This is a genomic window from Oligoflexus sp., from assembly GCF_035712445.1.
Taxonomy (GTDB): domain Bacteria; phylum Bdellovibrionota_B; class Oligoflexia; order Oligoflexales; family Oligoflexaceae; genus Oligoflexus.
In genome coordinates this window covers 26,028-38,996 of sequence record NZ_DASTAT010000077.1, presented here as the reverse complement: position 1 = coordinate 38,996, position 12,969 = coordinate 26,028, and the positions used below count along the sequence as shown (strand labels likewise).

The 12,969-nt window shown below is 54.7% G+C and carries 9 protein-coding genes; 4 read left to right on the top strand and 5 right to left on the bottom strand.

Annotation, left to right across the window (positions count from 1 at the left end; genetic code table 11):
* On the top strand, positions 1–2,333 hold a 2,333-nt coding region (locus VFO10_RS17675), incomplete at its 5' end, for an ATP-binding protein (protein ID WP_325142566.1).
* On the opposite strand, the gene VFO10_RS17670 is transcribed toward VFO10_RS17675, so the two are convergent.
* On the bottom strand, positions 2,298–3,332 hold the full coding sequence (locus VFO10_RS17670) for a lipase family protein (protein ID WP_325142565.1): 1,035 nt from the start codon (positions 3,330–3,332) through the stop codon (positions 2,298–2,300). The two genes, VFO10_RS17675 and VFO10_RS17670, sit on opposite strands and share 36 nt — an antisense overlap.
* A 259-nt stretch (positions 3,333–3,591) precedes the next feature.
* Here VFO10_RS17670 and VFO10_RS17665 point away from each other — a divergent pair, with 259 nt between their 5' ends.
* The 3 genes from VFO10_RS17665 (at position 3,592) to VFO10_RS17655 (ending at position 8,164) form a co-directional block, all read left to right on the top strand.
* Positions 3,592–6,498: an ATP-binding protein gene (locus tag VFO10_RS17665; RefSeq protein WP_325142563.1), complete on the top strand. Its 2,907-nt coding sequence runs from the start codon at positions 3,592–3,594 to the stop codon at positions 6,496–6,498.
* A 71-nt stretch (positions 6,499–6,569) separates the two neighbouring features.
* Positions 6,570–7,292, top strand: a complete 723-nt coding sequence (locus tag VFO10_RS17660) for a response regulator (RefSeq protein ID WP_325142561.1) — start codon at positions 6,570–6,572, stop codon at positions 7,290–7,292.
* A gap of 260 nt (positions 7,293–7,552) precedes the next feature.
* Complete coding sequence (locus tag VFO10_RS17655; protein ID WP_325142559.1) at positions 7,553–8,164, top strand: hypothetical protein; 612 nt, start codon at positions 7,553–7,555, stop codon at positions 8,162–8,164.
* Here the strand turns inward: VFO10_RS17655 and VFO10_RS17650 are convergent.
* From VFO10_RS17650 to VFO10_RS17635, 4 genes are all read right to left on the bottom strand, one after another.
* A complete protein-coding gene (locus VFO10_RS17650; protein ID WP_325142557.1) occupies positions 8,155–8,991 on the bottom strand; it encodes a hypothetical protein in 837 nt (278 codons plus the stop codon). The genes VFO10_RS17655 and VFO10_RS17650 overlap by 10 nt on opposite strands.
* Before the next feature lie 105 nt (positions 8,992–9,096).
* On the bottom strand, positions 9,097–11,346 hold the full coding sequence (locus VFO10_RS17645; protein WP_325142555.1) for a xanthine dehydrogenase family protein molybdopterin-binding subunit: 2,250 nt from the start codon (positions 11,344–11,346) through the stop codon (positions 9,097–9,099).
* Positions 11,343–12,338 carry a xanthine dehydrogenase family protein subunit M gene (locus tag VFO10_RS17640; RefSeq protein ID WP_325142553.1) on the bottom strand — a complete coding sequence of 332 codons (996 nt, stop codon included), beginning with the start codon at positions 12,336–12,338 and terminating at the stop codon, positions 11,343–11,345. The genes VFO10_RS17645 and VFO10_RS17640 overlap by 4 nt, the downstream gene beginning before the upstream one ends.
* Positions 12,335–12,868, bottom strand: coding sequence for a (2Fe-2S)-binding protein (locus VFO10_RS17635; protein ID WP_325142551.1), 534 nt, complete (start codon positions 12,866–12,868; stop codon positions 12,335–12,337). Before VFO10_RS17635 ends, VFO10_RS17640 begins: the two co-directional genes overlap by 4 nt.
* Between the last annotated feature and the right edge of the window lie 101 nt (positions 12,869–12,969).

The window sequence follows — 12,969 nt, the reverse complement described above, 5'->3', positions numbered from 1 at the left end:
AGGCTCAGAGTCAGGGATCTCTTCAGCGGGATGCGGATGTTTATGGTCCTTTGAAAAAGGCCGAGCAGCTCGCGCGTCGCTTCCATGATTCCTATCTGCTCGTCTATGTCCTCGGTCTGCAATCCAGTGAAGCCGCCGATTCCTTCAGGCCTCAGGAGGCGCTCCAAAAGCTGCAGGAAGCCAACGAAATCCTGCAAACGCAGCCCGAGGATGACTGGGTCCTTCTCCAAAGGCAGGATCTCGCCAGTTACTATAACCAGGTCGGCGATCGTCATCGCCTGGCCTGGGAAACCTACCAGGATATACTGAAGTCCATTCAAGGTCGGCCTGGCTATCGCTTCATGAAACACATCCTCAATTTCAACAGAGGCTTGAGCTACATGAAGTCCGATAACGATAGCGGGGCCCTGGATGCCCTGCACGAAGCGCTGATCTGGGCCAAAGCCATCCAGGATCCGGGCAGCATGGCCATGACCCAACAGGCGATAGCCATGATCCATCAGAACCAGGGTCACCTGGAAAAAGCCCTGGCTTCCGCTCACGAGGCGCAAAAGAATTTCGAGGCCCTGAATGCTCCTCACAGGCGCTATTGGAACAGCATGGTCCTGGCCGAACTTTATATGGCCCAGCGCAACGTCGAGGCCGCCGAGGGTTATGCGGCTGATGCCCGACATTGGCTGGAGCAATCGAAATATCATCGGGATGAATATCCGTACCTCGAATTCATGGCCAATCTCTCGTCCGAAAAATCCCAGCATAAGAAAGCCTCCGAGCTATGGCGCGAACTCTATTTCAAACGCTATGAAAGCATAGCCGAGAATGATCGACGCCTCAGTCAGAAGCTGAATGCGGAATTCGAGCTGCAAAAGCTGGAGCATAAGAACACCATCCAGGAAAAAGAGCTGAAGGAGAGCGCAAGGCAAAGGATCTATCTGAGCATCGGGGTCCTCCTCTCGCTCGTGATCATCGGCATCCTGATGCGCTTTCGCATCAAGGATAAAATCATCAAAAAGCAGAAGGAGCACATCCAGGGCATACTCGATTCCATTCATGAAGGCATCCTGCACTGCAACGCCCAGGGCATCATCAAGGCCGGTCATTCCCAGCAGCTCGAAAGCCTCTTGCAGGAAGGCGACGACCTGGCCTCGCGCACTCTCTTCGATTGCGTGATCGCCCCCAGTTCCTTGCCCGGGGATGAAAAGGAAAGAATCCGGCAAAGCCTGAGCGCCCTTTTGAATGAAGAGGAACTCGCCTGGGAATTGAATGCTGCGCAGCTGCCGAGTCGACTGCCTTACAAATCCAAAATCCTGAATATTTCCTGGCAACCTCTTTGGGATAGAACACGCTGCGTGCGGGGACTGCAGCTGGTCATCCGCGATGATACGCATGAAGAGCAGCTGAAACATGAGGTGCTGAAGGAGAAGTCACGTCATGATTATTTGCAGCGCCTGTGGCAGGAACTGGTCACGCAGAATTTTGCGCGGGCCACCGACTGCATTCGGGATACCCGGCAATGGCTGACAGCGTGCCTTGCGCCCGATGCGAAGGCCGATGCGCTTGCCAAACGGCACTGGCACACCCTGAAAGGCAACGCCCGTTCCTTGGGTCTGAAGAATCTGGCCGCGGAAATTCATCTGATCGAAGACGGAATCCGCTCAGCCGCGACCTATCCCGCAGCCCTGCTGCAGTCGCTCGATCAGCTGCTTGCCCACTATGAATCCCTTTTCAGTACGATGCTGCCGGGCGGCTCCGCATCTCAGGACAGCATCCTTGCCATCTGTAATCGCATCTTTCAAGACATCCGTCAGCGTTATCCAGATCTTGAGGACCGACCCTTGCGGCTTGAATTCATCGACAGCTGGCAGGGCTGGACCTCGGACCTTCTGCGGACCATGGAAACTGTCTTCACCCATGCGCTGAACAACGCTGTGGATCATGGCTATATCCGTCCCGAGACTGCCGGGCATGTGCCAAGGCCTTTGGATTTCCGGATCGAAACACTGCGCCTGCCCACAGGCCTTCAGGTTCGCATCTGGGATCGTGGGGCCGGCATCCAATGGAGCAAGCTCGAAGCGATTGCCAAGGCGCGCGGCTGGACCTTCCGCAACAAGGACGAGCTGGCGCAAATCCTGTGGCAGGATGAGGTCACCACCGCCGATCACATCAGTCTATCCAGCGGTCGCGGCATGGGCCTTGCGGCTCTGCGGGAACTCGCCCAGCAGCAAGGTGGTGAGATCCAACTTTCCGATCGCAGCGATGGTGACAGCGGCACCTGCCTCCAGCTTATCCTGCCGATTTCAGGGGATCGAAGATCCACCCTCAAGTGCTCGTAAGAAAGCGCACATATAATTCTGCGGCGGATGCTCCTGCATGCGGCTCTGCAGAGCCTTGACAAGATCGGGCAGCGACTTTGGATTCTCCAGGCCGTATTTCAGGTCATTCCAGAATGCGGCCTCCAAAAGCTCAGGATCTCCGTTCTGCCAGGTCAAGCGCGAGCCGATTTCAAGATAAGGTGTGCGGCTCGCTCCGTAATTCATCTGACCCACGAGTTTTTCCAAAGGACCTGATAAAAAGGGGACCAACTGACCGAAGACCTCGCGGGTGCTGGCAATGGGCGGCACGCGAGGCGTGGGATCATCCGTCCGGGCCATGCGGAAATAACGCTCGGGCAGCCAATCCGCGACCTCCTGATGGAACGCCTCATCCCCCACATGGGGCTGCGCGCTTGTATAGACTGCGACGACGTTCCATCCATCTTTGGCAAAATGCAGAGCATGGAGCAGCGCCATGGCGCCTCCAAGACTATGTCCCGTGATAAAAAGCGGCTTTGCCTTCCCGGGATCATGCCGTCTTAAGATGGCCTCGGATTCACGCAGGAGTTTTTTAAAGTGAAGCATCATCCCGTGATGCCCTGCGCCGGCCAGTCCCAAAGGTTCAAAGGATGAAGGCAGGAAGAAGGTATTGAAAAGACCCTCGCGAAAACTATTGGTCCCACGAAAACTGAGAAGGTTCAATTCCTCGCGCTCGGCGAAATATCCAAACGCACCGAAGCGGGGTTTGCCGATGAATTCGAGGTCGGTGAAACCCCAGTCTTTGATCCCCGACGCAATGGTTTCCCGATCTCGCGATTCCGCCAGAGCCGCCGCGCTCAGTAAAAGATAGGCATTGCTCAGCCGATATTCGCCGGTCATCTCAAACCGCAGGTAAGGCCGGGGTGCATCGCACGCGAAGTCTTCATTCCAGGCCTCGCTATTCCACTGAGATAGATCAGCACGAAGACCCGGCGCAAAACTCAGCATGAAGGTCAAGAGCAGTCCATTCATAAGTTTCATAGTCCCCTCCTCCACCCGCTATCCAAGCACATGATAATCCACCTGGTTTGAGAACGGGTTCGTAACATTTTTGGAATGACTGACCGCAGTCTAGCCGAGACTCCGCGACAAGCGATAGTCCGTCCATCAGAACTGATTCAATCGTTTAATCATTCAGGAGGATGGCGACGCGGAAAACCGGCTGTGAGGCGCGACGCAGAATCCCATTGCACTAAGGCTTGAGCAGGTGCGAGAATTTAACGATCACAAGGAATATTCCATGCAAAAGATCGTGCTCATCCTCGTCCTGATGTGGACAAGCCAAGCCGTGGCCGCAAGCTCCTGGCTGAAACAGGTTTCTGTTCTGAGATTCGGCAACGAAACTCCTGTTTCCGTGGAAAACAGTGAAATAGACCTACGCCATATTGCACGGAACGAATACTTTCACGTTCGCGGCGAGGTCCTGTTCTTCCCAGGCGAGTTCCTTCCGCCGCAGCATTATTCGCAGGACCAATTGCAGCGCCTCATCGCCCAAAAAAAACCGCTGAGCGTTCCATTGAACATGAAGATAGGGCCTTATTCCATACCCGGAACCTCTTCCCATCATGGAACGTTCATCATCCGCGTGCGGAATGATCAGCAAAGAGACCTTGCCCTCGCCATTCCGCGCTTCTATCACCCCATGATTCTCTATTTCGCAACGCAAACGGAATCCCGCCGCTTGATAAAAGCTGGCCAACCCGATCCAGACCCTGCAGCGAACCGGAGTTTTGGATATGCCGAGGCTCCGATCGCCGCCTTCCAGGCATCCGGGGACTTCACGCTGCTGGCTCATGTCTCCTCCCCCGCCACGCCTGAAGGCAACCTCCTCAACCTTTCGAGCTTCTATCTGGGTGATGAGTACTATCTTCATAACGTTATCTATGAAAGTCGCTTTCTCATTCAGGCGATCGCCGGGGTTTTTGCGACGATCGCCCTTTTCTATCTGTGCATCTTTCTTTTTCGCCCCAGCGACAAATCCTCGCTCTATCTCAGCTTCTATTCGCTCTTTTCCCTGCCCGTCAGCCTCTTCTATATTTTTGACCTGGGACTGACGCCTTTGACGTTTTTGCAGGTAGGTACCATTCTCTACCTGCTTGGAGTCGCCGCCCTCCTCTTCTACTCCATGGAAAAAATCGCCTTCCTCTTTTCTGCCCGCACCCACCGTCTCGCCAAGTCACTGGTCTTGGGACTTTGGTTTCTGACCTGCCTCGCTCTGCACTATCGCATCATGCCGGCCCTGATTCTTCTTTTTGCTCTTTGTTTCTTCTGCGCACTTGTTATCGTCATCACGACGCTTTACACAGGGCTGAAACATCGACTCGCCGGTATGCTCTTTTTCGTGGGTGGAGCCGTCCTCTGCCTCGTCTTCATCTTCCCGATGGTGCAGGACTTTGCCATCGACTCCTATCAGGAATATGGCTGCAACATGCTTCTGGCCAACCTCAGCATGGCCATGGCCTTCGCTCTCATGAACGCCAAGGAATTCGCTGTCACGTTCCGTGAAGTCACCACCATCAACACCAGTCTTGAGAAACTGGCGATGGAAAAAACGAAACTGTCAGAGGCCGTCGAACTCCGCAATGCCGAAATCAATGAAATCAACAGCAATCTGGAACTCATCGTCGAAGATCGAACCCGCAGCATCCAGGCTATTCTGCGCAACATTCGACAGGGCATCCTGACGATATCCAGCCAGGATCTGACGATTGATCCGCAATACAGCCTCTATCTTCACGAAATGATGTCCGAGGATGAAATCGCCGGAAAAAAACTCGATGTCTTCCTCTTGAACCGGAGTCGCTTGCAGGCGGATGAACTCACGATCTGCAGCAACGTCATCAGCAGCGTGCTTGGTCACAACATCCTGGAATTCGAACTCAATCATGGACATCTGCCGCGCGATATGGAGGTCGATTTTGAAGGTCGCCAGCGCTTCTTTGAGTTGGACTGGGACCCCATCTGTGATGACAAGGGACAGGTTCAGAAGATTCTCATGGCCATGCGGGATGTCACCGAGCTGAAGCTGCAGAAATCCCAGACGGAAAAACTCGACGCGGAAATCGCCGTGATCAAGACCATAGTCAAAGCCGGAAAACGGGCTTTTTTAAACTTCATGCTGTCATCCCGAATGAAGTTGACCCAATGCTTTCAGCTCATGACGGCGCCCGGCGACTCCATGGAAGCCTATCAACTCATCATGGTCAACCTGCACACGTTGAAGGGCAATGGCCGTTCGATGGGGTTCGCGGACTATGCGACACTCATTCATATCGCGGAGCAGGAGCTGCAGACCTTTCGAAATCGCGGGCCCAATCCCATTGAGGACTGGGGGCGTCCTCTGCAGAAAATTTGGCAGGAGCACGAACGTATCGAGACCATCGCCCTGAAAAAGTTAGGATGGGGAATCGAGGACCAGCAGACGATCGAGATCAACCGCCAGGACTATCTCCGTTTCCTTGATCGCGTCGAAGGCATGGCAAGGGGGAATGGTGATTTCGGGCCTTTAAAGGATATGCTCCAGTACATAGCCCGACAAAGCTTTCCCCTTCTGAAGCAGACCCTTGAGGATCTGACGCACGAAGCTCATTCGATAGCAATGAAGCTCAAAAAACAGCCGCCTGTCATCGACATCGTCGCGCCCGACAGCCCCATCCACGACGAGGGCTATCGCCTTCTTCAGACGGTCATTCCCCATCTTCTGTCAAATGCCATAGATCACGGCATCGAATATTCTGATGAGCGGCTCACCAAAGGCAAACAGCCTGTCGGCACGATCAGGATTGCCTGCAAAGACAGTAATGGAAACTTTTTTATCCAGTTCAGTGATGATGGACAGGGTTTGAATCTCCACAAGATCGCCGAGAAAGCCGGGCGACCTGAGCTTTGGCCCTGGCAAAGCGTCGAGGACCGTGATCGCATTGCGGAATTCGTCTTCCTGAGTGGCGTTTCCACGAAGGAAGTGGCTACGGAAATCTCGGGACGGGGCTTTGGAGTTTCTGCGGTCAGGCAGCTGCTTCAGCAGCATGGCGGCTCGGTCCGAATTCTTACGCAGGATCCGGATCAGGCTTCGGCGCCGCACCATGTTCCTTTTCTTTTGGAGATCAAGCTGCCCCAGGCGTTCTTTGTGAGTTCCGTCATTTTCTAGATTTATTCAAATAAATCAATGTGTTGCGAAGAGGTCTTCAGCTTTTTCGTCTGGAAACCGAACACCTCAAAATGGCTATCTTGAAGCAAAGGCGTAGCATGCTCGACAATGAGGCCCTCCTAAAATTCGCAAGCGAACACAGGCTTTCCAGCAAGCAAACGGATGTTTTAAGGGAAATGCTGCGCAATCCCCATGATACATCCGAGCAGCTCGCGCCCAAGGTGGGCTGCTCGCCCTCGACTTTCAATGTCCATATAGCCAATATCCTGGACAAGTGTGGGCTTAAAAATCGGCGGGATCTGATCAACAAATTGAAGCCGCTGCTGCCATCAATGCCGCCCCCCGAGCTCAACAAATCTCTGAATGTACTCTTCGCCGATGATGACCCCATATTCCGCGACAAGGTCGTGAATCTCATCCACCGTTTCGCAGGAGAAAGGGCTCAGGTCCTTCTTTTCGATAACGGGCTGGAACTCATCATGCACCTTTCCCAGGCCAAGCCAGGGGTGAGCGGATACCTCTTTCCCGATCTCATCCTGCTGGATCTGGTCATGCCGATGATGGACGGGGCGACAACCCTGGCCCGGATCAAATCAGAAAGCCGATGGAACGACATTCCCGTGGTCGTCTTTTCTTCGAGCGCGGAAAAGGACTCGATCAATTCATCTTATTCCAAAGGCGCCAATTCCTATATCGTCAAGCCCAAGGAAGACGCTGAGCTTGAGCGGGTCATTAAACTGGTGCTGGAGTATTGGGGCAGGATCGGTTCCTCCCCACTCCGCGACAGCGTTTGAAGCCTGCCGACAGCTATGGCCACCGCCATTCCTCTTCCGAACTCCAAGCCTTCCCTGCCGCGTCGAACCGCGAACGTAAACGAAGGGTTTAGGGTATCGCGATCTAAACTTTAAGTTTATGGTGCCGGGAATTTTCACGCTGCTTCCGTTGTGGACGATCCCCAGCAAGGAATCGTCGGGGTTTTTAGCGCGCTTCGGCTGGTATGAGGCTTGCTTCATGGAAGGCAGATGCACCTGCAAATCCTGAAGGAGCCTGCTTCATGTCGAAGATTATATGGATTCCGTTGCTCTTCATCGCTCTGACGACCAAACTTCAGGCGAAAGAGTTCGGCGAGGGCGATCGAATCAAAGCCACTATCGGATCGAGCCAGATGGAGGCAGCCTATGCCTTCACGGAGATTCTGGTGGCCTATGGCAAATACGGTCTTATCGGTGTGCACCTTGGCAATCAGCATGTTGTCGACAAGCTTGCATCAGGCGCGCTGGTCCGTATCCCCAACTCGCAAAAAGCCATCACCTTGGGTCTGGAAGCTCCCATTATTAAGGACAGGATGGAAGAAAATTCCACGACCTTGCTCTGCTATACGACCAATATTCGTCTTGGACTTTCCGAGTGGGATAGGAAGGCCTGGGATGGCGGCGGGCTCACGAGCTATTATTTCCTCGCCACCGAAACTCTTTTTTCCGTCCGCGTTGTTTCCGATTCCAAAAAGCGCGCAGGAGGGAGGCCCGGTTTCATAAAATCCATGGTTGTCGGCATAGGAATCGGGTTTCGGGCCAACTTCGTGAAAGATGATCACCAGCCCCTCGGAAACAGCACGGTACCCTCCAGTCTTATCTATCCTACCTACTCAGTGAATCTTTACTTCTGATCCTGGGGCAGACGCGAACGAAACCAGCAGCGTGGCCGCAGTCCACGTTCATCCTTCTGCAGGGCATGGCAGCTGGCAGCAGCCATTTCTTTTTCATTCCAGGGAATCACAAGGTGCGACGACGGCCGATCACAGAAGGTCCCGGCGATCAGGGTATCAAAGCGGCATTGAACTGGCGGATAGCTTAAATTCGTGCTCGTGACTTCCGTCAGATCCGGCTGGTCCCAGCTGATACTGACCGCTTCCAGATCAGCGAGGAAAGAGGCTACGGAATAAGAAGCCTGCAGCGCCCGCACACAGAACGCCTGACCCGACGGGGAAGCTGCCTGGCAGCGTGCCTCAGCTTTGTCCGAAATCTCCAGATCCACCGGCGCCGCATTCCCCCAGATCGTTTTCAAACAGGTCTGCGTCGCATAATAATCCGCGTTCCCTTCCGTCGCGGCCCATGAGCTGACCTGGGGAAAACCCGCGAGATGATGGCCAATCTCATGGCAAACAACCAAAGCCAGACCATCCCGGGTGATGGCCGGATGCCGGGCGACACCCCCATAAACACGGATGATCCAGTTGTTCCGCACCTGCGAGGAATGCGCATCCACCCGCGAACTGTCCCAGAATCTCTCCAAAGATAAATCGCCGCCCAGACTCTCAAAAATAGGCCGATAGACGACTTCGATCTGATCCAGGACCGCATCAAAATCACTGCGATTCATCCCGTTGCTCAGGCGTTCATTCAACGTATAAGGCACAGCGCGCGGTGGAATCATGGAGGCCATCAGTGGGGAGCTGAAAAACAGCATAACCATAAAATGCCAGACGGATTTCATTCCCAGGGCTCCTTTCAGGATTGGCTTCATTCTGAGCGGAGTCTAGCCGAAACCGGGGGACGTTTCATAGTCCGTCCACCCGATCTGATCCAATCGTTTAATCATCTAGGAGAAGGCATTTAGGCTGGAAAAGCCGACTTTATCCAGGGTAAACGGTAGATCGCGGAGCCGTTTCCCCGTGGCATGAAAGATCGCATTGCCAATGGCCGCGGGCACGCCGACGATTCCGATCTCGCCGATGCCTTTGATGCCGAGCGGGTTTACAATTTTGTCTTCTTCTTTCACAAAGATCACATCAATATCATGAATATCAGCCTGCACAGGGATGTGATACTCAGCGAGGTCATGATTCATGAAACGTCCGAGCTTATGATCCAGAACTGATTCCTCCTGAAGGGCCATGCTGATGCCCCACACGACTCCGCCCATCACCTGGCTGCGGGCGGTCAGGGGATTGATGATTTTTCCGGCTGCGACCGCGGAAACCACGCGACTGACGGTCACTGTTCCAAAATCCTCATCCACCCGCACCTCGACAAAGGCTGCCGAGTGGGTGACGCGGGTATAGCGCTCCTGCTTCGCGACATTCGGAATGGACTTCGCCTCTTCATCCAAAGACCCCACTCCTGAATAGCGGAGTATATTCGCAATCGAAATCAGCTGAGCCGGATTCGATTTCAAATGGATGAATCCATCGGCGAAGACCACATCATCCAGGGATTTTTTGTGGAACGGAAGACCTTCCAGGCCACGGGCGAGGTCAAAAACCTTCTTTTTGATTTTTTCACAGACCTGAAGCACCGCCGAGCCCACCGAAGATGCGGTGAAGGATCCCCCCGAAAGAGGAGCCTGTGGCAAAGCGCTATCACCCAGCTTGAAGACGACATCCGCCAGCGGCAGCCCCAGGGTTTCCGCTGCGATCTGGCTCATGATCGTATAGGTGCCCGTTCCAAAATCCGCGGTCGCGCTGCTCACGATAAGGCGCCCTTCCGCCGAAAGTATGGCCCGCGCGCTCGCCGGTCTTTGATAGGCTTCCCATTGTCCCGTGGCCATGCCCCAACCGATCAGCTGATGGCCTTCACGCATGGACCGCGGCTGCAGGGGACGACCGGCCCAACCGAAACGCGCGGCGCCCTGCTCATAGCAGGCCATGAGTTCCTTGCTGGAAAAGGGCTTGTCATGCAGATGATCCTTATCCGCATAATTTCTGCGGCGGAATTCCAAAGGATCAAGTCCCGCAGCGAACGCCATTTCATCGATCGCCGTTTCCAAGGCGAAGACGCCACTGGCCGCACCGGGTGCCCGCATGTCGAGCGGCGTATAGGTGTCCAAGCGGGCTATTTTATGATCAAGCTTCACATTATCACAGGCATAACCCGATCCCGACCACGCGACGATCTGCTCGGCATAGTCTTCGAACTGTGAGGTCTCCGAAATCGCCTCATGCATCACCGATTGAAGTTGGCCCTCTTCATTCGTGGCCATGCGCAGCGTCTGCAGCGAGCGGGGCCGATGCCCGAAGGTGAACATCTGGGGCCGCGACAGGACCACACGCACCGAACGCTTCAATTCCAGGGTCGCCATCACAGCCAAAAACAATTGATACTGAGGCCGCAGACCCGATCCAAAAGCACCGCCCACGAAAGGCGAGAGCACACGGACCTTGTCCTTTTTCAAGTTGAACACATTGCAGATATAGGTCTGGCTGTTCAGAACACTCTGCGTCTTGTCATAAACGGTCAGGCGCTCATTATCATCCCAGATCACCGTCGCGGCATGCATCTCCATCGGGTTATGATGCTGAATGGCCGTCGTGTAATGCGCCTCGATTTTCAAAGGAGCGGCTGTATAGGCTTCATCCGCGTTCCCACGCGCGGGAGGAGGCTCATAACCCGACTTGGCTTTGCCGGGTTCAAAGGCCTTTTCACGCTGCATTTCCAGGGATGTCTGCGGCGGTTCCACACCGTATTCGACTTCAATGAGTGAAGCTGCATAACGCCCGACATCCAAACTCTCAGCCACGATCAGCGCAATGGGCTGCCCGGCAAATAAAATGCGATCGGAGGCCAGAGGTCGAAACGGTGAACCTTCGGGACTGTCCTGATCCCGGTAGTTGCGATCAAACCAGGCTGTCCTGGGTCGATTATCATGCGTGAAGATTTTCAGAACGCCCTTCACTTCAAGCGCACGGTCAAGGTTCATCGACCGAATCCAGCCCTTGGCAATCCCGCTTGACAGCACATAGCCATGCGTAAGGTTCGGCACCACGATATCCGCCGCATAAGGCGCTTCGCCGGTCACTTTCAAGGGCCCGTCCACGCGCGGCAGGGCCTGGCCCATGGGTGTTCCATTCATGCCGTCACCTCCATACCTGCGGCTTCGCTCAATGCGCGGATAATAGCGCGATGAGCCAGTTCTATTTTAAAATTATTGTGCCCCTGACCTTTGGCGCCCTCCAACAGCGCCTGGGCTGCGGCTTCGAATGCAGCCTGTTCCGGCTTTTGGTTTTCCAAAAGAGCCTCGGCTTCGGGCCGTCGCCAGGGTTTATGAGCCACGCCGCCCAAGGCCAGGCGGGCTTTTTTGATTATTCCGTTATCCATCTGCAGCGCAGCCGCAACAGAAACAAGAGCAAAGGCATAGGAACTCCGATCCCGGATTTTGATGTAAGTGAAGTGCTGGGAAAAATCATCCGCGGGCAAATCCACCGCCGTGATCAGTTCATCGTCACGCAGATTATGATCACGCTCAGGCGTGTCCCCGGGCAGGCGATGAAAGTCAGCAAAAGGTATCACCCGCGAGCCGTCCATGGATTCCACCCGAACTTCAGCATCCAGCGCGGCAAGGGCCACGCACATATCCGACGGATGCACTGCAATGCAGGACGAGCTGGCACCGAGGATCGCATGAATACGATTGAATCCGCCGATGGCCCCGCAGCCGCTGCCGGGTGAACGCTTGTTGCAGGGTGTGGCTTTATCATAAAAATAATAGCAGCGGGTCCGCTGCAGAAGATTGCCGCCCGTCGTTGCCATGTTGCGCAGCTGCGGAGAAGCTCCGGCAAGAATAGCCTTGGCCAGCAGTGGATAACGCGCCGTGATCAAGGGATTCCAGGCCACATCACTGTTGGTGACCAAAGCGCCGATGCGCAGTCCACCCTGGTCATTATCCGTGATCTCATGGAAGGGCAGCTGATTGATATCAAGAACCTGAGCCGGACGCATCACATCGGCTTTGATCAGATCGAAAAGATTGGTGCCACCGCCGATGAATTTCGCATCGCGGGCGCTGCGGATATGGGACAGGGCGGAGGGGAGATCCTGGGATCTTTGATAGGAGAATTGCATCATGAGCGGCTCTCCTGCACAACTTTTTCGATAGCCGCCAGGATATTCGGATAAGCGCCGCAGCGGCAAAGGTTCCCGCTCATCTGCTCCCGAATCTCATCACGGGTCGTGGCCTTGCCTTCTGCCAAAAGCCCCATCGCGGAGCAGATTTGTCCCGGTGTACAGTAACCGCACTGAAAAGCATCCGTTTCCATGAAGGCGTTCTGTAGCGGAGACAGTTCATCACCTTGAGCGAGGCCTTCAATCGTCGTCACCTCGGATCCATCTTTCATAACGGCCAGCGTCAGGCAGGAATTCACCCGCCGTCCATTGACCAGCACCGTGCAGGCTCCGCATTGACCGTGATCGCAGCCCTTCTTGGTTCCGGTCAGTCCGAGCTGTTCCCGCAGAGCCTCAAGGAGCGAGGTCCAGGCTTCCACATGGAGGCGCGTTTTCACACCGTTCAAAGTCAAATGTATGGGATAAGCGGTGGGTGATACAGGTTTTCGGGAGGTCAAGGGCCTTGTCCCGTCACCCGTGGCAGGTCTTTCCATTCCACAGTTCCTTTCAGCAGAGAGGATGACATGTTCCCATTTTCCTTCACGGTATTTTCACGGGCGTGAACGTTGAAATGAAGGCTTTGCCATGGGAAACG

Coding starts and splice junctions, on each gene's coding strand:
- VFO10_RS17670 (WP_325142565.1), bottom strand. CDS start 3,332: ATGAAACTTATGAATGGACTGCTCTTGACCTTCATGCTGAGTTTTGCG.
- VFO10_RS17665 (WP_325142563.1), top strand. CDS start 3,592: ATGCAAAAGATCGTGCTCATCCTCGTCCTGATGTGGACAAGCCAAGCC.
- VFO10_RS17660 (WP_325142561.1), top strand. CDS start 6,570: ATGGCTATCTTGAAGCAAAGGCGTAGCATGCTCGACAATGAGGCCCTC.
- VFO10_RS17655 (WP_325142559.1), top strand. CDS start 7,553: ATGTCGAAGATTATATGGATTCCGTTGCTCTTCATCGCTCTGACGACC.
- VFO10_RS17650 (WP_325142557.1), bottom strand. CDS start 8,991: ATGAAATCCGTCTGGCATTTTATGGTTATGCTGTTTTTCAGCTCCCCA.
- VFO10_RS17645 (WP_325142555.1), bottom strand. CDS start 11,346: ATGAATGGAACACCCATGGGCCAGGCCCTGCCGCGCGTGGACGGGCCC.
- VFO10_RS17640 (WP_325142553.1), bottom strand. CDS start 12,338: ATGATGCAATTCTCCTATCAAAGATCCCAGGATCTCCCCTCCGCCCTG.
- VFO10_RS17635 (WP_325142551.1), bottom strand. CDS start 12,868: ATGGAAAGACCTGCCACGGGTGACGGGACAAGGCCCTTGACCTCCCGA.